General features: G+C 62.3%; 17 protein-coding genes. 6 read left to right on the forward strand and 11 right to left on the reverse strand.

Annotated features, from left to right (window positions below):
- Positions 1-68 precede the first annotated feature (68 nt).
- Genes ABIB29_RS18340 through ABIB29_RS18370 form a run of 7 tightly spaced genes read right to left on the reverse strand, consistent with a single transcriptional unit; the run spans position 69 to position 6,106 of the window.
- The gene (locus ABIB29_RS18340) at positions 69-1,325 is read right to left on the reverse strand and encodes a TrbL/VirB6 family protein (RefSeq protein ID WP_354174260.1); all 1,257 of its coding nucleotides are present in this window, start codon (positions 1,323-1,325) and stop codon (positions 69-71) included.
- Position 1,326: 1 nt separating this feature from the next.
- The gene (locus ABIB29_RS18345) at positions 1,327-2,073 is read right to left on the reverse strand and encodes a DUF8175 domain-containg protein (RefSeq protein WP_354174261.1); all 747 of its coding nucleotides are present in this window, start codon (positions 2,071-2,073) and stop codon (positions 1,327-1,329) included.
- 27 nt (positions 2,074-2,100) lie between these two features.
- A complete protein-coding gene (locus ABIB29_RS18350; protein WP_354174263.1) occupies positions 2,101-2,370 on the reverse strand; it encodes a hypothetical protein in 270 nt (89 codons plus the stop codon).
- Between the two features lie 13 nt (positions 2,371-2,383).
- Positions 2,384-2,995 (reverse strand): DUF6668 family protein, encoded by a 612-nt coding sequence (locus ABIB29_RS18355; protein WP_354174265.1) that lies wholly within the window; start codon positions 2,993-2,995, stop codon positions 2,384-2,386.
- A gap of 35 nt (positions 2,996-3,030) precedes the next feature.
- A complete protein-coding gene (locus ABIB29_RS18360; RefSeq protein WP_354174266.1) occupies positions 3,031-4,470 on the reverse strand; it encodes a chromosome partitioning protein ParA in 1,440 nt (479 codons plus the stop codon).
- A gap of 38 nt (positions 4,471-4,508) precedes the next feature.
- Entirely contained in the window at positions 4,509-5,027 is a 519-nt protein-coding gene (locus tag ABIB29_RS18365; RefSeq protein WP_354174268.1) for a hypothetical protein, read from the reverse strand.
- Positions 5,024-6,106 carry a CHAP domain-containing protein gene (locus tag ABIB29_RS18370; RefSeq protein ID WP_502915651.1) on the reverse strand — a complete coding sequence of 361 codons (1,083 nt, stop codon included), beginning with the start codon at positions 6,104-6,106 and terminating at the stop codon, positions 5,024-5,026. Before ABIB29_RS18370 ends, ABIB29_RS18365 begins: the two co-directional genes overlap by 4 nt.
- 128 nt (positions 6,107-6,234) lie before the next feature.
- Here ABIB29_RS18370 and ABIB29_RS18375 point away from each other — a divergent pair, with 128 nt between their 5' ends.
- A complete protein-coding gene (locus ABIB29_RS18375) occupies positions 6,235-6,561 on the forward strand; it encodes a helix-turn-helix domain-containing protein (protein ID WP_354174269.1) in 327 nt (108 codons plus the stop codon).
- Between the two features lie 271 nt (positions 6,562-6,832).
- On the opposite strand, the gene ABIB29_RS18380 is transcribed toward ABIB29_RS18375, so the two are convergent.
- The 4 genes from ABIB29_RS18380 to ABIB29_RS18395 all read right to left on the reverse strand — a co-directional run bounded on the left by ABIB29_RS18380 (position 6,833) and on the right by ABIB29_RS18395 (position 9,620).
- Entirely contained in the window at positions 6,833-7,288 is a 456-nt protein-coding gene (locus ABIB29_RS18380) for a hypothetical protein (protein WP_354174271.1), read from the reverse strand.
- Positions 7,289-7,438: 150 nt separating this feature from the next.
- Complete coding sequence (locus ABIB29_RS18385; protein ID WP_354174273.1) at positions 7,439-8,062, reverse strand: phosphatase PAP2 family protein; 624 nt, start codon at positions 8,060-8,062, stop codon at positions 7,439-7,441.
- Positions 8,059-9,060 (reverse strand): hypothetical protein, encoded by a 1,002-nt coding sequence (locus ABIB29_RS18390; RefSeq protein ID WP_354174274.1) that lies wholly within the window; start codon positions 9,058-9,060, stop codon positions 8,059-8,061. Before ABIB29_RS18390 ends, ABIB29_RS18385 begins: the two co-directional genes overlap by 4 nt.
- On the reverse strand, positions 9,057-9,620 hold the full coding sequence (locus ABIB29_RS18395) for a hypothetical protein (protein WP_502915652.1): 564 nt from the start codon (positions 9,618-9,620) through the stop codon (positions 9,057-9,059). The genes ABIB29_RS18390 and ABIB29_RS18395 overlap by 4 nt, the downstream gene beginning before the upstream one ends.
- Positions 9,621-10,559: 939 nt before the next feature.
- Here ABIB29_RS18395 and ABIB29_RS18405 point away from each other — a divergent pair.
- The 5 genes from ABIB29_RS18405 to ABIB29_RS18425 all read left to right on the forward strand — a co-directional run bounded on the left by ABIB29_RS18405 (position 10,560) and on the right by ABIB29_RS18425 (position 19,261).
- A complete protein-coding gene (locus tag ABIB29_RS18405; protein WP_354174276.1) occupies positions 10,560-12,176 on the forward strand; it encodes a hypothetical protein in 1,617 nt (538 codons plus the stop codon).
- Between the two features lie 128 nt (positions 12,177-12,304).
- Entirely contained in the window at positions 12,305-13,228 is a 924-nt protein-coding gene (locus tag ABIB29_RS18410; RefSeq protein ID WP_354174278.1) for a ParA family protein, read from the forward strand.
- Positions 13,225-13,608 carry a ParB family protein gene (locus ABIB29_RS18415; protein ID WP_354174280.1) on the forward strand — a complete coding sequence of 128 codons (384 nt, stop codon included), beginning with the start codon at positions 13,225-13,227 and terminating at the stop codon, positions 13,606-13,608. Before ABIB29_RS18410 ends, ABIB29_RS18415 begins: the two co-directional genes overlap by 4 nt.
- 290 nt (positions 13,609-13,898) lie before the next feature.
- Entirely contained in the window at positions 13,899-14,210 is a 312-nt protein-coding gene (locus ABIB29_RS18420; RefSeq protein ID WP_354174282.1) for a TnpV protein, read from the forward strand.
- A gap of 146 nt (positions 14,211-14,356) precedes the next feature.
- Positions 14,357-19,261: a helicase-like domain-containing protein gene (locus tag ABIB29_RS18425; protein ID WP_354174284.1), complete on the forward strand. Its 4,905-nt coding sequence runs from the start codon at positions 14,357-14,359 to the stop codon at positions 19,259-19,261.
- The last annotated feature ends 16 nt before the right edge of the window (positions 19,262-19,277 follow it).

A 19,277-nucleotide genomic window follows, 5' to 3' on the forward strand; every position in this document is an offset into this window, starting at 1 on the left:
CGAGGTTGCCCAGCCCGGCAGAGCGCGGGACGCGCCAGTTGCCGTAGGACGGTTCCTTGTATTCGGTATTAATTGCTGCCACTGGGGCCCTCCCCGGTTGAATCCTGCGCGGTCTGTTGTGCGGCCTGGGAAACCCTGGACGCTGCTTGTGCTCCTACGGCGACGGCCATACCGGCCGGACCAGCAGCTGACGCCGCTCCCGACGCGGCACCGCCGGTGCCGGCTGATGCGGCGCTGGTGGCCCCGCCCGGGCCGGTAGCCCCGGGTGTCGGCTGCCCGCCGTTGCCCCTCGGGCCGGTTGTCCCGTTGCTGCCCTTCGGAGACGACCCCGACTGGTTGCTTTGTGTACTGGGCGGTGTCGGGGAGGCATTGCCTTTACCGCTGCCGCCACGGCCCATGGACACAGCACCTGTGGCCATGGCCCCGACCGCTGCCCCGGCCCCTGCTCCCCCGCCGGAGGCGACGGCACCAACCATCGGAGTCACGAACCTCATCAGCGCCGGCAGTGCAAAGAGGGCAACAATCATCAAGGTGAACCCGGTAATGGAGCCGATCAATGCGTCCTTGCCCTTGCTGCCCATGAGGAGGAACGCGACCGAGTAGACAATGGCCGCCGCGGGTTTGTAGAGGATGAAAGCGATGGTCCAGCCAACTGCTTTCTGGAACCACTGCTTACCCATCTCCGTGTTCGTGAAGGCCGCCGTGGTGGGCAGGATGCCCGCCAGGATCACGAGCATGCCGCTGCGCACGACCATCAAGACGATCTGAACGAGCGAGGCGATCAGGCCGATCAGGCCCAGCACGATGAGGATAAACACGCCAACCCCGGTCTGATTGGTCATGACCAGGATGTTCATTGCATTGGCAAAGCCCTTGCCGTCCGTTGACCGGTTGATGATTGCAACGGAAAAGGCATCGGCTGCGATGACCAGGATGGAGATGACACCCAGCCCAAGACCGGACACCACGGTCAGCGTGAGCAGGGACCGCAGAAGATCCTTCAGCGGTGCCCCGCGTTGCTCCCAGATCATCCGGATCCCCCCGACAATCACGGCCAGGACCGCCAGCGCCAACGTCCACGGCAACAACTCACTATTGACCGCAGAAACAACGGGGCTCGGCGTCGCACCGTCCGCACTGGCCAGGTTCACCGTGGGCATTGACACCCAGAAAGTCGACAGAGTCGTCACCATCTGACTCATGCCCTCCATGATCGACTTCGCCAGATTGTTGATAGCGTCGTCCGCGACCTTCGCCGCGACGTTGCTGGCGCCCTGTCCGGTCCAGCAGACCGCGTTCCAAATCTCGCATTCTTTTTCAGCCATGTCAGACGCCGGCCCAAGGGATAAAGGAACTCAGGTCACTGATCTGGCGCACTGCGCCGCCACCAGCGGCCGGGATATCGAGTTTCCAGTCGCCATCTTCCCAAAGCAGTGACGTCGAGAAAGCACCATATCCACCATCGGCACTCTTGATGGCCAGTTCCACGACTGCCGTTTCGGGCGTGTAGGAATGGATGATGAACCCGGCGATCTGAACCTTCGGTGAGGTTCCGCTGCTTACATCTTTTCCTGTCTGTATGGCCTGCACAGCTTTGTCCCGTGAGGGGCTGTCAGCTGAAAGATCCAAGTAGACCTGTTTTGCATAACCATTGAACGACGACGCCCAGATGTTTACCGTTGCGTAAAGAGACCCTGTGGGTGACTGGGCAAAGCACGACCTCAAACCGTCCTTGCCCACACGGCCGGGACCGACTGTTGGCGGGTCAGTGGGAACAGCCATAGTTCCGAGCAGTTCCCACTTGGATTTAGGCGCTGCTCCCAGGGCTGTCTCCGTGCTTGAGGGAAGCCCGCAAACACTTTTGCCGGCTGCGTCGGCTGACTTCGTCGGTGCGGCGGTGGTGGTGCTGCCCGGCGATGCGGCGGGGCCCGGCTGAGCGCTGTTCTGTCCTTTGGGGAGCAGGAAGATGACGACGGCTGCTGCTATCAGCGCTACCACCAGCGCTCCAGCAATGATGAAACCGGGTTTGGTGAACGGATTGCTTTCGGTGGTGCTCTCTGTTGACTGGCTCATGGTGAACCTCCCGTTGTTGGTGCTGGCTTAGACGAAGGCGCGGACGATGCCGGAGGCGCCGGTGATGATGATGCAGCCCAACAGGACCCAGCCGAGCTTGCCGATGGCTTGGGCTCCTTCGCCTCGCTGGAGCTGGATGACCATGCCGATGCCCACAATGATCACGCCCAGGACGCCCAGGACCAGGCCGATGCCGGAAGCCCAGTTCAGAACCGTAAGCAGACCGCCAGCTTCTGCCGGGACGACCGGGGTGGGGTTGGGAATAACGGACGCTGCAACGGTGGAGAAGGAGTTCATGGTGAGAGACCTTTCAGTTGGTGGTGCTGGGTTTGGTGTTGGTAGCCAGGGCGGCTAAGTCAGTGATGAAACGTTGATACTCGCGGGCCGGCTCTCTTGTGTCGTTCCCGTGACGCCACGCCTCGACCCAGGGCAGCGTCCAAAGCCGGGGCGCTCCCCCGCCGACGATGACGGCGAAGTCACGAAGCGCTTTGGGAGTCTTCCCCGGAGCGTCCGCCAGGACGGCGAGACCGAGCAGGTCAACCGCGGGTGCCGCACCGGAGGCCCACTGGGTCAGGGCGCTCTGCGCAGCTGTCAGGCCGCGCATATCGGCGCGGCAAACCAGCAGCACCCGCGGCTTGCTGCCGTCCGAGAGGACAGGCCAGCAGTGATCGGTGGGCCGTGCCCCGTCGATCAGGTCAGCGATACGGCTCTCCCCGGATCCCCCGTGGGAACCGGTGACCCACAACGCTGCGGAGCCTGAGACTGTGCGGCGGGCCAGACGGTCCGCGGCGTCCGGTTCCACCATTCCCCGCAACGGGGCACTGATCCCGGCCGCCGGCGGCAGGTACGCCTCCAGGGCTGCCGTGTCAGCACCGTCGGCAGGGGCCGGGCGGGTGATCCACGGGTTCAGGGACTGCTGCATGGGTGCCTCCTTTCAAAGTCCGTTGATGAGTGTTTTTAGAAGCCGGTGGCGACGGCGGCCGCGGCCGTGAGCCAGGCCCGCCGCGTCGCGGGCTGAAGGGCTTCATAGCGGATGGGTCCGTTGACTAGAGCCGGATCGTAAGGAATCCGGACGACGGCCCGGACGAACGGTTCGAAGCCGTCAGCGATCCGCTGCGCTTCGTCCTTGGCCCGCTTCAGCGCGTCCCCGCTCATGCTGCGCTTGGCGTCGGTGGACTCCGAGACGATGACAACGGCGTTGCGGGCCAGCTCCGCGTCGTGCCCGCCCCGGGATTCCAGGGTCTGCAGCGTCAGCCGTGCAGCTTCGGCGCGATCCTCGATGGCAGTGACCGGGACGACGAGCTGGTTTGTGTGGTCGATCATCCGCCGCCAGTTCGCGGCCCGGGCCGTGTTGCCCGAATCCATGACAACGAGCCGGTAGTACCGGGTGAGGACCTGGTGGGCGATGTCGACTTCCTCGGCGGTGACTTCGTGGTCGCCTTCTTCGTTCTCATCCGAACGCAGGACATCGAACTTATCGCTCGTCTGGTGATGAACGAACTTCGCAATTTCGGCCGCGTTCGTGGACGGGGACAGCAGCTCGGTGGAGGAATCGATCAGGTCCAACACGCTCCGGTCGTGGGCGCCCTTTTCCGTCCGCCACCCCAGCGTCCCCTGGGACTCGTTGTTATCCCACGCCACCGTGGCCGCCCCGCTGTAACGGGCGAGGATCGCCGAGAGCATCACCACGGTGGGGGTCTTGTTCGCCCCGCCCTTACGGTTCACCACAGCGATGGTCCGGGGACCGGGCCAGTGCTGGCTGACGGTGCGGACGTCTTCACGTTCGGAGAGTTCTTCTGCTGAGGGGTCCATCCGGAACCCGAAGCGTGTGAGCGTACCGCGCCAGCCCTGGGTGGCCGGTTCCAGCACCGGGGCGCTGACCAGGAACGAGGTTTCCTTCAAGCTGCGCCGCGTCGGCGCCGCTTCTTCGGCAACCAGGGCCGTCTGCGGTTCCGGGGTGGCCGGCGCCGGGACGGTGGCCGCTGTTTCCGCGACTGCCACCGGCGCGGGCTCTACCGGCGTGACTACGGGTTCCGTTGCGGGAACCGGGACGGTTTCAATGATGGCCGGAGCGACTGTCTTGGGTGTGGTCTCGGGGGCTTCTGCCCGGCGGCGGCTTTGGTTGGGGTCGTAGGAGACGGATTCGATCTTGTTATCCGGGTGGACGATGAGTTCACCCTGACCGTCGGGGTCCTCGATCCGGACCCGGACGGGGCGCTGGAGAGTCTGTGCCTCACCCACAATGAGGGCCAGGGCGTTGGTGCGCAGTTCCTGCACGGTATCCCCGGCCGGGACGACGCGGGAATTGCCCGCGACGATGACTTCGGCGGTCCCGTTATCGCGGACGATGGCCCGGATGTTGGGAAAGGCCAAGACCTCGTTTGGTGGTGTACCCATGATCTTCTTCCTTACGTTTGGGGATGGACTGAGGCGCTTTAGGACGCGGGCGGGGTAAGCCGGTTGACCTTCCACGGGGCGTCCTTGCCCGTGCGGAGCAGCTGCACCGTGTAGGTCCCGGCGTTGGTCGGGGCCGTGGCCATGACGCCGAAACCGTTGGCTTCATCGACGGCAAGGGTGGCCGGGCCGGTGACGCGGCTTGCGGGAATGTTGGCCGGATCCACCGCCGAGTAGTCGGCGGTGGCCTGCGGGGTCAGCCACCGGGCCAGGTCATTGGCCCACTGCTTGTCCTCCACGGCAGGGCGGGCGAAGTCCGTCATGGCGTTCTCTGCGACGTCCAAGGCCTCGTCCTTGCTCGCCTGATCCCAAGTGATGCCGATGGTGGCGGGGATCGTGCCGCCCGGTGCCTGGGGGCCGCTGTTGGCACTCAGGGAGACCGGCGCGGAGGCGGTGGGGCTGGCGGTGTCTGTGGCCGGCGGGGCTGTCGTGGTGTTGCCTGCCGGTGCGCACGATACGCAGAGCAGCGCCACGGCGACCAAGGTCAGGGGCTTTTTCACTTTTTCTCCTCTTGGGTGGGCAGGTACAGGAAAGCGGAGGGGACAGTGTTGGCCACTGTCCGGGTGTAGTAGCTGTGGTCTGCCGGGGCCGGGTTGCCGTTGTAGCCCTCTTCGACGTAGGTCCCGTTGTCTTTGACTTCCTTGACCACAGCGACGTGGCCGAAGCTCGCATCCGCTCCCCCAGCACCGGGCGCGTACCAGACGACCGCACCGACCCGGGGTGTGCTGCCGGTGGCCCAGCCCTTGGCGTCCCAGCCGGCCTTCCAGGTCAGGGCCGAGCCGAGCCCCTGCTCTTCCGGGCGGAACGTTCCGTTGAGGAACTTGAACGGAGCTTTCGTTGAACCCATCTGTTGGTTCACCCGCCACAGGGCGAAGTCCACACACTCGCGGTAGTACATGCCCAGAGGTGAGGTGCTGGACGCGTTTGCGCCGACCTGCAGCCAGGTCGGAGAGTTCTTCCACGGGTAGTCATCCCCCGCACCCGATTGACCCGGGATAGCGCAGTCGCTGCCCTGCAGGGAAAACTTCGAGTCCGAGAGCGCCTGAACGAGTTTGACGGCCTCGGGCCAGTACTTCTGGTAGTGGTAGGGGTCGGCGTTGCGCTGGACCTTGTTGGCGGCAATGGTCGGTTCCAACAGCTCCCAGGCCGGGACACCCTTCAAAGCCTTGATGAAGTTCGTCGCGCTGATGGTGGGATCCATCCGGTCCGCATAAGAGCCCCACGCGCCGTTGTCGCGCTGCTGGAACAAGCCCCGCGAATCCGGGCCGGCCCCGTCACCTTTATCCAGCACGCGCAGGCCCGACTCCCCCAGGGCCACCATCACGGCAATCATCTGGCCGTTGACGGACAGGTTCAGCGCCTTGCCGGCACCCATGATCGCTGCGGCATTCTTCAGCTGTTCCCGGGTGTAGCCCTCAACCTGGGTGCTGCCGTCGATGACGACCGAAACAGCCGGGCCGCAATCAGCCGCCGCCGGTTTCGCGGGTGCCAGCAGCAGGAGGAAGGAGAAGATCAAGCCGACCAGCACCAGCGGGACCGCAACGGCGGCTCCGGTACTGAGTATCTTTGACGACTTCACGGCAGTTCCCCCTCTCGGCTCTTCCGGTGGGCACCCGCAAGCATAAGCAACAGCTTTAAAGTGATGCTACCATCACCAAAATAATGTTGGTACTGCATGAGGGTGAGGCGGTGGGTGAGAATTGACGAATGCCCCGCATTTACAAGCCACTTCCCGGACAGTCGCTCGAGGCTGAAAAAGCCTTGAATGTGTTCAATGCCAACACTCTGCGGGCAGCCGTCATCCGGGATCTGGCCCAGCGTCCTGACGGTGACACGACGGGAAATATCGCAAAGCGCATCGGTGTGGACTACCGGCAGGTCTATACGCATATCAAGACGCTGGAGGCTGAAGGTTTGGTCTGCGCTGCCGGCGAAGCTGGCGTTCGTAACGGGCGGCGCGTTCGTTACTCCGTGGATCTGGGCAGGTTGCGGGAGCTCGGGCTCACCTACCTGAGGTATCTGTCGGGAGAATAGACGTCGAATGTTGCAGGGCCGGAGAACGCATCGCGCGCTCTGGTCGTTTGGATCCAGGACGGGAAGGCCGGGGGGTGAACATTTGGGGGCGAAAGCTTGAGTGCACAGGTGTGGTGCACTCACTGCGGAGGTGTAGCCCCTACTACCCCCCAAACCTGTCGTAGGGGCTACACCTGTGATGCCACTCAATGTGCATGGTCAGGCCGTAGTGGGCGCCTGGAGCATGTCATGCCCTAAAGTCTACTGAAAAATATTCAGTAGTGAAAATTTTTCAGTTCGTTGGGTGTTTCTTCTCAGGTCTGGGCGGAAGATTTCGGAGAGCTTCAGTGACCGCGCGAAGGGCATCGATGTTGACTTCTCCCAGAACCCGAGCTGCGAAGTGCTCTACCTCGGCAATGCGGTAAGCCTCGACCAGGCGGAGCTCAGCCTCCACGCGTTCCGGGATCGGACCGCTGCGCTGAAGCAGGTAGTTCTCGTCAACGTCGAAGAAGTACGCCAGTGCCTTCAGTAGCTCCGGATCCCAGCGGTTATCAGGAGAGCCGGCCAGTAGCCGGTGCCAGCGCGTCCTCGTGAGCGTGAGCCCTTGTTCCGCGAGACCCTGTCGAACGTCTTCATACGTGAAGCTGTCGGCGTCTTTGGCATGCACGATGTCCAGAAGGAGCTGGATCTTCGACGCGAGAACCTCTTTATCGCTGCGGGAATCTATCGGGTTTTCGTTCGAATTCACGCGCGATCCTGCTCCTGGCCAACAAGGGCGGCCACATTCCGAGGACCGCACTTTCCTGGTGGTAGCGAAATCACAGTCCTCCTTCTAAATCCGTCATGGGTGAACCATTTGTCAGGCCTGGTGGCTTCGTGGAATGCCACACGTTGAATGTCAGCCGACAATGAGAGTATATGAGGCTCCGAACGCGACAACACCGGTTATGAAGCCTGCGATGACCTGAGGAGCTGAGTGGTCCCGGAGATAGACCCTGGACCAGCAGACAAGCGGGGCTGCCACGACGAAGGGAAGCCCCAGCCAGCCGAACATCAGTACAGCCGACACGGTCGCGCCGCCCAACGTCATCGCGTGACCCGAAATTTTCCAGATCGGGCTGACCAGGATCAGGGCCACAATCCCGCAGAGAATCCCGCCAATAAGTCCCCAGACAGGCTGAGGTGCGCCGATGACCGAGAGGATTGCGCAGCCAATGAGCGACGAGCCCAGGGTCCAGAGCATGACCGGGCGACGTTGTTTTTTGTCTCCAACATGGTGGTCTGTCAGCTGGCCTTTCTTGGCCAGTATGACTACGACAGCAAACGGCACCAGACAGATGAAGAGTGCAGCGACAATGCCCGACCAGATGGACACCATCCACCGATCGCTCAGGAGAGAGGCCAAGATCAGCAGGACTGATAACACCAGAGGCGGTTGCGCGATCTCGGTTGCGGACCGGGCCACACGGCCGACGGCCGTGGAGGACCTCTCTGCGGTCAGGGTCGTGGTTGCTGCTGTCACTGAGGTGCCTTTACTGGCAGCAGCAATTCCAGAGAATCGACGCCGCCATCAAATCGGGCTTGGGCCGCGTCTAAGACACGGCTGGTAAGCATGGGTGTAGATCGCCCAGAGAGAACGACCTTCTGATCGCTGGAGCGGATAACGTACTCGTACAGGCCCGCGGAGGGGCATTTCACGAAACAAGAGTTCGCGATGGCTACCAGCCACGGTGCACGGGACAGACCCCAATAGGTCCGACCCAGTGTGGCTGTCAGAAACACCAAGGCGACGCGGTCGCGAAGTTGAATCCGACGCCATGACTTCACGATCGGCGGGATTCCCAGACCCAGAGAGGTGAGCAGAACCCCGCCGTAGAACAGTGGACTGAACAGGACGTACAGAACCTGATGGAAGGACAGGGTGCCGACCTCGAAGTGCCTCGCGGTCATGTAAGCAATTTCTTCAACGGACGCCAACGCGACCAACGCCATGCCTGCCGCAACAACGCGGGAACTCACGCGGACGGGCAGGCTTTCCTGATGCCGGAGGCAGATGCGCAGGACCGATACAGCAAGCAATGCCAGAAGGCCCATGTAGACGCTGGCATAGAGGTAGACCGGCACCTGCTGGACATTCTCCGGTACATAGCTTGGGGTAGTTGGAACGAACTGCTGCGACAAGAACGGGGCGCTGATCGTAAGCGCTGCGAGGACGGCAGCTGCGGGTCTGTGGCTGAAACGAGCTCGGTAGCTCTCATCCGGTGAGTAGGCCGCGAAGATTCCTTCCCGTACTAGCCAGACGGCGGCTGTGACACACAAATTGCGAAGAAGGTGAAGGAAGTTGACGCCGCCCAGGGCAACATCAATGGTTTCTTCGGGTACGACCACACCTGTAAGAAAGAGCCCGAGAACGCCAATTCCGATTGCGCCCAGGAATGCCGTTGAAGATCCCCAGCGAACGACGAAATATAGGCGAAAGGCAAATACTGTTCCCAGGATCCAGAACGCGGCGGCGATCATAAGCCAAACATTCGTTCGGCCTTTGTGGCCTGCTTCGCAGGCGTGGCATGCAGGACCCGTGCCAGACCAAAGGCCAAATTTTCGGCAGCGGCTTCGGCCTCATCCAACGGAACGTCTACTGCACGGCACATCCAGCTGACGCCGTTCCGCTTACCAATAGCGGAGAAAAACGACCCCGCGATAAGCCCGTCGAGCGGCTTCCCCTTATGGCCCAGGAGAATGTGGCTCAGTTCGTGCAGCACGACGTGAACGCTCCAAGCCTTCGCCCCCCGCAGGTAGTGAACGATGCCATGGCTGGGCGTATCGATCCACTGGCCAGTAACACCCTCTCCAAGGCTGTCCACTGTGCCCTCCTCGAAGACCAGACGTTTGCCGTACTTTTCTTCGACCGCAGTCACCAGATCGCCTAGATCCGGGTACTCGGGAAGGTTCAGGGTATCGATAACGTCAGCGGTCAGTGTGGACTGTTCCATGTCCCTGCGGCTCCGGTAATCCACTGAAAATATTTCAGTAATGTGTACTATGAAATCAACGCCCGAAAGCGCCTTGGCAAGGAGCAACCCTACCAAGCTTCCAAAAACACCTGCTGTCACAGGCGAGCCGGGAATCCCTGATGACTGGGGCCTTACACCAAGAGCACAGGCGCCGGGCTATATGCGAACAAGGAGACCGATCTGCTGGACACGAATCTCCTGCGCCCTCACCGGAGAACAACTATGCAAAGAGACGGCAGCAGCAGGCGCCTTTACAGCCGGCGCGCTCCTAGCAGCTTCTCCCTGTCCACCTTGGGCGCGGCACCAGCCGGGTGCCTGACCTTGGTAAATACTGGCGACACGCCAACGGACGCTGAAGCACTTAATGGTACTGGTACGGATAGGCTCGGTTTTATGAGTGCAGCCATTCACCGACGCGAACGCGGTACGGGTGCCGGAAACGTCGTACTAAAAGTAGACGTCGCCGCGCCTGCAAAGACCCTGGTAGAGCGAGTAGCGACCCACATGGGCCTCTCAAAGGGCCAGGCAACCGAAATGCTTCTTATGAGCATTCGCTTGGATTCTCGCGGGCTGCCGCTCTGGGACAACATTGACGACTTTCAGAACCAAGGAGCTTTGCCTATCGCGAAGGCCGGTTAAAGACTGAAGGCCCGCGAGAGCGGGCCTTCAAAAGTATGACGTTCAGATCCACATCTTGGCGGATCAGAGATCTGAACTTATCCAAGCTCCCCGTGAGGGTGGCTCGCTTTGCTATACCCCCGAAAGGACTAGCTGGTGTCTATGGTACCCGCAGAGGTCTCCTCGTCAACACTCGACGCGGCGCGTCAGATCACACCTCAAGAAGCATGGTCCCTCGCTCCGTTGATCGCCGGTGCGCCGACTTATCGTCCGGGACGTTGGATAAAAGGCCGGTTTCAGTACCCCCGGCCGCTAAACCCGCCCCGGATCACCGCTTCCCTGCCGAAGCAGCCGGCGGCCGTTCCCATTCACGGAGCAGATGGCTCCGTGGCGACTCTCTGCCTTGACCTGGACACTTCTAAAGCGCTGCAGGGCGTCGTCGATGAAGATGCCCGACGTCTCGGCGTCCTTCTAGAAAGCTGCGGTGTCCGCTACATCGCTGACTACTCCCCCAGTGGCGGACGCCACCTCTACATTCCCCTCGCCGAGCGCATGGAAGCACCAGCGGCCCGTGAACTGATAGAAGCCCTCGCACGGATAGCAGCCAGCCTTGACCCCAGCCCGCACCAGAACCTCACCGACGGCTGTATCCGGGTCCCAGGAAGTGCCCACAAACGCGGCGGCCACCAGATACTCATCACGCCCCTGAACGAGGCATACGACGTGCTGCGCCGCCGCAACCCCGTCCACGCTGTCGCAGCCCTCCGACGGGCCCTGGCACCTGAACTAAAACGTGAACGCGAGCTAAAAGCCCGCGCCGCCAAGATGACAGCCCCGGCAACGGCGAATGGTGTCAGTCCGGTCCCCTTTGGCGGAAGCCAGTCGCCCCTGCGTCTGGCAGCCCGAACCGGCCTGTACGACACCGCCAGGTACGCCAGCCCCTCAGAAGCCCGCATGGCAGTGCTGAATCACTTCGCCTCCTGTGGCTGGACCCTGGATCAGGTCCGCCTCGAGCTCGGCGTCCAGTTCCCCGGCCTCGCAGCCCTCTACACCGATGCCGACCGACAGGACCGCCTCCTCGATAAAGAGTGGGTTGAGGCCTGCCGCTGGATCCAAAAACCGGGAACCCCGGCAACGGGCAGAAGGCATGCCCGTATTAACGACACTAGCCCCCCAATACCCACAGGGGGGGCCAGCAAAACCAGCAGCAAGGCTGCCGCACACCAGCTCGTGAACGATCTTGAAAATGTCCTTTACGCAGTCCTGGACCACAGACTTAAAGAACGCGGACGCGAAGGCCTCAGCCTGCGCCTGCTGCTCCGCGCAGTACTCGGCTACATGCGAACCATGGAAACTGACCTGCTGGACGTAGGCTGCCGCACCTTCGCTACTGCACTGGGCAAACACCACGGCACAATCTCCAGGCTGCTCCCGATGCTGGAACAAGCCTCGGACGGCATCCTGACCAAAATTGCCGATGCCCGTGGCCGCAACGCCGACACCTACGTGATCCAACTCCCCCAGCACTTCGAACAAATCGCCCGGGAGCTGTCCTGGCGCAGCGGAAAGATCCATGGCATCCGCCCCGTATTCCGTGCTCTTGGCGACGTCGCTGCCCTCGTCTACGAATCCATCGAACGCGGACGCCTCTCCCCCACCACAGCAGCAATCGTCCGGTCCACAGGACTCAGCCGCACAGCCGTTGAAACGGCACTCGCCGCCATGAGCAGCTACAACATGATCGAACGTCGGCACGGGCACTGGAGCATCACGGCCGGGACCAGCCTGACAGCCCTATCCCGGCGGCTCGGTGCACTTGATGACGCCGCAGAGCAGATCAGCACCCACCGAAAGCAACGCGCAGCCTGGCACGCATGGCTGGACAGGAACCTCGCGCCCGAACTCGCCGAACACGAAGTGGACGAACCTGACTCTGATCTCTACTGGATCCCGCCCTCGGAAACCGAAGTGGACTTGATCGGGACGCTGTGGCGAGCTGCCTGACTCCGCCGAATGACAGTAAAGCCTTCATTGACTGCAATGCCATTATTGCAAGTAAAGACGTCAATACAGTCAAGGACTGTAAAGACTGTATTGACAGTATTGACTGCATTTGCACTAAGGTGGGAAACATGAAAGCTACAACAGCGTTCGACCGGACAGGCATGGACCGTATCTGCGGCTTCGTCAACGGCAAGGGCGGAGTACTGAAGACGACCCTGACGGCAAATGTGGGTGCTCTGCTCGCAGTGTCCGGGTGGAAGGTCCTGCTCGTAGATATGGATCCGCAGGGAAACCTGGGCCTAGATCTTGGTTACAGGCACGGCACCCTGGACGACGACGGCAGCGCCCTTGCTCAAAGCCTGATGTTCGGGACGCGGCTGGCGCCACTCAAAGACATCCGCCCGAATCTTGACGTCGTTCCCGGGGGAGCGGAGCTTGACCAGGCAGCTGCCGGTCTTATCGCGCAAGGCAGTAAGGATGGCAGCAAGGCAAAGTTGGCCCTTGCCCGTTCGCTTGCACCGATCGCGGCCGAATACGACATCATCTTCATCGACTGCCCGCCCGGGAACGAACCCCTGCAGGTTGCAGCCCTCGGTGCGGCCTCGTACGTAGTGGTACCGACCAAGACGGACAAAGCTGGCCGCGAAGGACTCATCGGCGTCGCGAAACGACTGGATACGGTCATTGATGTCAACCCGAACCTGGACCTGCTCGGCGTCATCATCACTGCCACATCTTCGACCGCCACGAACGTTCACCGGACGACGCGGGATGCCATTGCAGAGACCTTCGGCACGGATGCCGTGCTATTCAAGGGAATGGTGCGGCACGCTGAAGCTCCGGCCCAGGCAGCCCGCGATAGGGGAGTGCTGGTCCATGAGCTTGAAGAGCAAGTCAAGGCTGCCCCCAAATGGTACGAGGTGCTGAAGGGTACAGCCGAAGCCGGCCAGAGCCAGCCTCGGTCGGCCGCCAACGTGGCTGAAGACCTTTACCAGATCACCAATGAACTCGTTGCCCGCCTGGAAGCAGCCGAGGAAAGGAACGCATCATGACTGAAAGCAACCGCAAACCCATCGGCCTGCCGCCCCGTCGGAATGCTGACAACCTCGCCGTGCAGAACTTGATGAAAGCAAACAGGGACTCAGCGACCACCGGCGGCGACTCACCTGTGGCCTCTCCGACATCGCGTCCTAACCCGCTGCCGGACACTGCCTCGAAACAGATCACTTTCTACATGGCCGCGGATGACCTAAAGCGCGCAAAGGCGGCCTACACCGGAACGAGCGGCCAGGAGATGGACCGGAGCTGGTCCGACTTCATCTCCCGTGCAGTCCTCATGGAAGTGGAACGACGCGAACGCCTCTACAACGAAGGTAGCCAGTTTCAAGGCGGGGCGGGGAACCTTGCCCCCGGGCGGAAAATTCAGCTTTGACTGTAATGCAGTCTTTGACTGTAATGCAGTCTTTGACAGTAATGCCGTCAAACCAATTCAAATCTCGCCAATAGACGTCCCGCAAGGTTCACGCCGGTGATGCGGCGTGAACAGGCAATGCGGCACCAATCCGGCTAGCGTGGCCTCTGAACCATTCTGGGTAAGGGGACAGCCGATGGCAGGGCGTAAGAAGCAAGTAGATGGTCAGCTGAGCTTTGAGGCTCTGTGGGCGGCACCAGAGGAGGATCGTAATGAACAAGTACGGCAGGCAGGCTCAGGAAGCCTGGAAGGTGGCAAGTCCGACGCGGTACAACCAGATTCAGAACCCGGAGGAGTTCTTTACCCAACTGGGGGAGCAGGCCCAGGAACAAGTGGACGAACTGCAGGTCAAGATCGCGGGTCCCGACCCGAAGGGCGAAGGGTATCTGGAGAAGGTCGGTCGGTTGAACGCAGCGAAGAACCAGGCCGAGGAGATCGTCCGCTACGACCTGCTCTCGCCACCGGAGACGGAGGGCGAGGAGGACGAGTACGTGAACCCGAGCATTCAGGAGTACCTGGACTCGATGGGGGAAATCGACAAGCTGCGCCAACAGCTCTACTAGAGACCGGGACGGGAAGGTTCCGCCCGTCCTCTCAGGACGACCTGGCTCCCTCCGGAGCCCGGAGCCGTATCCGGGCGAACCTTGCAGCCCTCGAGGTGCTGCGGACGCTGCAGGGTGAGGACCGCCAAGCCACGGACGCTGAGAGAGTGGCACTGGCGCGGTGGGGGAGTTGGGGAGCGCAGGGCGTCTTCCAGATATTCGATGAAGGCCGCGAGGACTATGCCGGGGACCGTGAACTCCTGCGCAGCCTCCTGAGCGGGGTTGAGTACGACGCGGCACGCCGGACCACGATCAATGCCCACTACACGGATGCCGCTTACGTGCAGGCCATGTGGTCCACCGTCCAGGAATTGGGCTTTACCGGTGGCACGGTCCTGGAACCGGGATCCGGTGTGGGAACCTTCATGGGTTTCGCTCCGGAGACCGCAGACATCACTGGCGTGGAGCTGGACCCGACCACCGCGGCTATCTCTCAGGCGCTCTATCCCGAGGCCACGGTCCGGGCCGAGTCCTTTGCCGATACCAAACTGCCGACCGGTCACTTCGACCTCGCCATCGGAAACGTTCCCTTCGGCAACGTCCCCCTGCACGACCCCCGGCACAACGCCGGCGGCCACTCAATTCACAACCACTTCATCCTCAAATCCCTGGAACTGACCCGCCCGGGCGGGATGGTTGCGGTATTGACCTCCAGCTTCACTCTGGACGGAACGAACCCGTCGGCACGCCGGGAAATGAACCAGCTGGCCGACCTCGTTGGCGCCGTCCGTTTGCCCACCGGCTCACACCGCAAGGCAGCCGGCACCGATGCCATGACTGATCTGCTGATCTTCCGCCGCAGGGAACCCGGGCAGGAACCGGCCTCCACACTTTGGGAGACCGTCACTGCCCGTCAGATCGACGGAACCATTACCCGTCTGAACTCCTACTTCGATGAATACCCCGAACGGCTCCTCGGTGAGCTGCACGTCAGCCACGGGATGTACGGGGCCGAAACCCTGCAGCTGACCACCGATGATCTTTCCGCCGTCCCGGAACGGCTGAATACCGCACTGGCGGACGTCGTACGGGAGGCCCGGACTGCCGGAATGGTGATGACCGAGCGGACCGCCGATCAGGAACGCCAGCGCGCCGCCTACGTTCCGGCCGCCACGCACGAATGGGACGGCCACATCAGCGCCACCGACAGCGACTTCACCGTTGTTGAAAACGGCTCCCACGTCGAGCTGTCCGTGCCCAAGACCCAGGCCGCCGAACTCCGGGCGCTGCTGGGACTGCGCGACGCAGCCCGGAAACTGCTCACCGCGGAAGCCGAAAGCCGCGACGACACCAACGATATCGACGCCCTCCGTGACGGACTGAGAAGCGCCTACAGCCGGTACGTGGACACTTACGGGCCGATCAACCGCTTCACGCTCCGGGACACCGGTCGTGTGGATGAAGAGACACAAGAGCCCATGCGGGCGCGCATGACGCCCAAGGCCGTCTCTATCGTCTCCCGAGACCCATTTGGTCCTCTGGTCATGGCGTTGGAGAACTTTGATGAAGCCTCCCAGACGGCCACACCGGCTGCTCTGCTTTCGAGTCGTCAGGTTCAGCCGCGACGACCGGTCCTGGGTGTGGACACGGCAGAAGAAGCCCTTACCGTCACCCTCGACACCGTGGGGGAGGTGGACCTGGACTACGCAGCGTCTCTGTTGGGTATCAGCGTTGACGAAACCCGGGCAGCCATGGGCGAGAACATCTACCAGCTCCCCGGTGCTGATGAGACTTTCCAAACCCGGGCGGAGTACCTGTCCGGGAACGTGCGGGAAAAGCTTGAAGTCGCCCAGACGGCCGCGCTCTCCGATGACAGGTATGCCGTGAACGTCCGGGACCTCACCGAGGTACTGCCGGAACCGCTGCGCACGGATGAGGTGGAGGCCCGCCTGGGCGCGGTTTGGATCGACGCCGGCACGCACCAGGAGTTCGTCCGGGAAATCCTGAACGACCCCTACGCCAGCGTCTCCAACGCGGCCGGCTCCATGTGGGACGTCAAAGCCAACCGCCATACCCTGGCCGCCACCAGTAACTGGGGTACCCAGCGGATGCCCGCCTCGGACATCCTGAAACAGGTCCTGGAGCAGCGGACTGTGCGCGTCACGGACGAAGGAGAGAACAACCGCCGGGTCCTGAACCCGACCGAAACCGCAGCGGCCCAGGAGAAGGCCCAGCTGCTGCAGGAGCGTTTCAGCGAATGGGTGTGGGAGGAACCCGGGCGTGCCACCCGCCTCATTGATGAGTACAATCGCCGCTTCAATTCCATCGTGCTGCGCGACTACAGTGCCGAGGGGGAGCGGCTGACCCTGCCGGGGTTGGCCAAGGCCGAAAATCCACGCCCGCACCAGCGCACTGCCGTGGCCCGGATGCTCTCCGAACCTGCCGTGGGCCTGTTCCACCAGGTTGGTGCGGGAAAGACCGCTGAGATGGTCATGGGAGTGATGGAACTGCGCCGTCTGGGCATGGTCAACAAGCCCGCCGTCGTGGTCCCGAACCACATGCTGGAACAGTTCTCCCGCGAATGGCTCCAGTGGTACCCGCAAGCCCGGATCCTCGCGGCCTCATCGAGTGACCTTGCCGGGGATAAGCGCCGGCAGTTCGTCGCCCGCGCGGCCGCCAACGAGTGGGACGCCGTGGTTATGACCCGCACCGCCTTCCAGCGCGTCAGCCTCAGCCCCGAAGCAGAAGCTGCCTACATCAATTCTGAAGTCATCCAAATGCGGGCCGAGTTGGAGGCCGTGAAGACCAATGAACAGGACAATGGGCGTGCTAATTCCAGCATCATCAAGCGGCTGGAAAAGGCGGTTTTGGCTCAAGAGGAAACCCTCAAAGCCAGACTCGACACCCCCGCCGATCCAGGGATCAGCTTCGAAGAGACCGGCATTGACTACCTCGTGGTGGATGAACTCCATGACTACAAGAACCTCCGGACCCCGAGCAATATCCCCGGCGCGGCCATCACGGGTTCAGCCCGTGCCTCTGACCTGCATATGAAGACAGAGTTCCTACGCCAACGCGAGGGACGGCGCGTGATCACCGGAGCCACGGCGACGCCGATTGCCAACTCCGTCACGGAAATGTACGTCATGCAGCGCTACCTGCGCCCGGACCTGCTCCAAGCTGCAGGGATCAAGGATTTCAACACCTGGGCCGCTACGTTCGGGCAAGTTGTTGAGGAAATGGAACTCTCCGTCGCCGGCGGTGACCGGTTCAAACTCAAGAGCCGGTTCGCGAAATTCCAGAACGTCCCCGAGCTGCTGAAAATGTTCCACACCTTCGCGGACGTCAAGACCGCCGAAGACCTGAAGCTCCCCGTCCCGGATCTCGCCCCCCGGGCCGGGGACGGGCTGCGGCAGCCGAACATGATCACCGTCGAACCCAGCCCGGAACTGCGGGAGTACATCCAGGACATCGGCAAGCGCGTGGACGCGATCCAGCAACGCCTCGTGGACTCGGAGGAGGACAACATGCTCAAAGTCTCCTCAGACGGCCGTAAAGCCGCTCTGGATATGAGACTCGTTGACCCCACCCTGTCCCAGCAAGGCCCCACCAAGATCAGCGCCACCGCTGACCTGCTTGCCAGCGTGTACGAAGAACACAAAGACCGCATCTACACCGACCCGAAAACCGGGGAACCGGACCCGGTACCAGGTGCCCTGCAGCTGGTGTTCTGCGACTTCGGCACACCCTCCGAGAAGTGGAACGTCTACGGCGAACTCAAAGACCAGCTACGCCGCCGCGGCGTGCCCGAACACCTGGTCCGGTTCATCCACGAAGCCAAGAACGACGCCGAGAAGGGCCGGCTCTTCGCCGCTGCGCGCTCCGGACAGATCGCCGTGCTGATGGGATCGACCTCAAAAATGGGCGTTGGCACCAACATTCAAAAACGCGCCGTGCACCTGGTGGACATGGACGCCCCGTGGCGGCCCTCCGACGTCGAACAACGCCACGGCCGCGTCGTGCGCCAAGGAAACCTGAACCCCGAGGTCCGCATCTCCCAAGTAGTCACCAAGGAATCCTTCGATTCCTTCATGTGGCAGGGACTTGAACGAAAGTCCCGGTTCATCAACCAGATCATGCGCGGCCGCCTGGACGTGCGCGAAATCGAAGACATCGGGGACAACACCCTGAACTTCGCCCAAGCGAAAGCCATCACCAGCGGCAACCCGCTGGTCCTGGAAAAGGCCGTCGCCGACCAGGAACTGGCCCGCCTGAGCCGGCTGGACCGGGCCTACAACCGGAACATGGTTGCCGTCGCTCACACCAAACGCGGCGAACAAACAGCAGCCGACGCCGCCGCCGGCGACCTGCCCCTCATTCAGACAGCAGCAGCGCGAACCGTCGACACCACCGCGGATGCCTTCAAGATCAGCATCGACGGTAAAGCCCTCGACAACCGCGGCGACGCTGCCGAAGCCCTCCGGGCCTGGGCCGGCAAACACGGCCACCGGCTCATGAACCTCGGCGGCTACGACGAACTCGGAACCATCGCCACCCTCGGCGGCCACGAACTCCGCGCCCGCCTCATGCCGGCCCGGGACCTCGACCGGGCAACCGTCGAAATACGCATCGAAGGCGTCCCCAGGGCAACCACACAAATAGCCCGCCGCAGCCTGCTATCCGCCGATCTAGGCGCCATCAGGCAACTCGAAAACAGAGTCTCATCCCTCCCGAAACTGGCAGCCGACGTCGAAGCACGACGGCAGGAAGCACTCACCCACGTCGACCAAGCAGACAAAGCCCTGGCGGAACCCTTCAAGCACGCCGACGCGCTCAAAGCCGCCCAGACAGAATCGACACGGATCAACCAGCTCATGGCCGAGGCAGCAAAACCGGAAGAACCAGCGCAGCCCGAACCCCCCGCCGAAATCGACCCCCGCATGGAAAAAATGCAACGGCTCATGAACGCCTCATTCCCACCGCAAACAGGAACCGCGGCCGCCACCGCCACAACCACCCAACCCCGGACGCCCGACCAGCGCCGCCAGCAAGAACCCGGATACGGACGCTGACCATTAGCAAAGACGG

Origin of the sequence: Arthrobacter sp. UYEF36 (assembly GCF_040547025.1) — a bacterium.
Taxonomy (GTDB): Bacteria; Actinomycetota; Actinomycetes; order Actinomycetales; family Micrococcaceae; genus Arthrobacter.

Bases quoted from the DNA above. Each gene is read 5' to 3' on its own strand.
- ABIB29_RS18340 (WP_354174260.1), bottom strand. From the start codon at position 1,325: ATGGCTGAAAAAGAATGCGAGATTTGGAACGCGGTCTGCTGGACCGGA.
- ABIB29_RS18345 (WP_354174261.1), bottom strand. From the start codon at position 2,073: ATGAGCCAGTCAACAGAGAGCACCACCGAAAGCAATCCGTTCACCAAA.
- ABIB29_RS18350 (WP_354174263.1), bottom strand. From the start codon at position 2,370: ATGAACTCCTTCTCCACCGTTGCAGCGTCCGTTATTCCCAACCCCACC.
- ABIB29_RS18355 (WP_354174265.1), bottom strand. From the start codon at position 2,995: ATGCAGCAGTCCCTGAACCCGTGGATCACCCGCCCGGCCCCTGCCGAC.
- ABIB29_RS18360 (WP_354174266.1), bottom strand. From the start codon at position 4,470: ATGGGTACACCACCAAACGAGGTCTTGGCCTTTCCCAACATCCGGGCC.
- ABIB29_RS18375 (WP_354174269.1), top strand. From the start codon at position 6,235: ATGCCCCGCATTTACAAGCCACTTCCCGGACAGTCGCTCGAGGCTGAA.
- ABIB29_RS18390 (WP_354174274.1), bottom strand. From the start codon at position 9,060: ATGATCGCCGCCGCGTTCTGGATCCTGGGAACAGTATTTGCCTTTCGC.
- ABIB29_RS18410 (WP_354174278.1), top strand. From the start codon at position 12,305: ATGAAAGCTACAACAGCGTTCGACCGGACAGGCATGGACCGTATCTGC.
- ABIB29_RS18415 (WP_354174280.1), top strand. From the start codon at position 13,225: ATGACTGAAAGCAACCGCAAACCCATCGGCCTGCCGCCCCGTCGGAAT.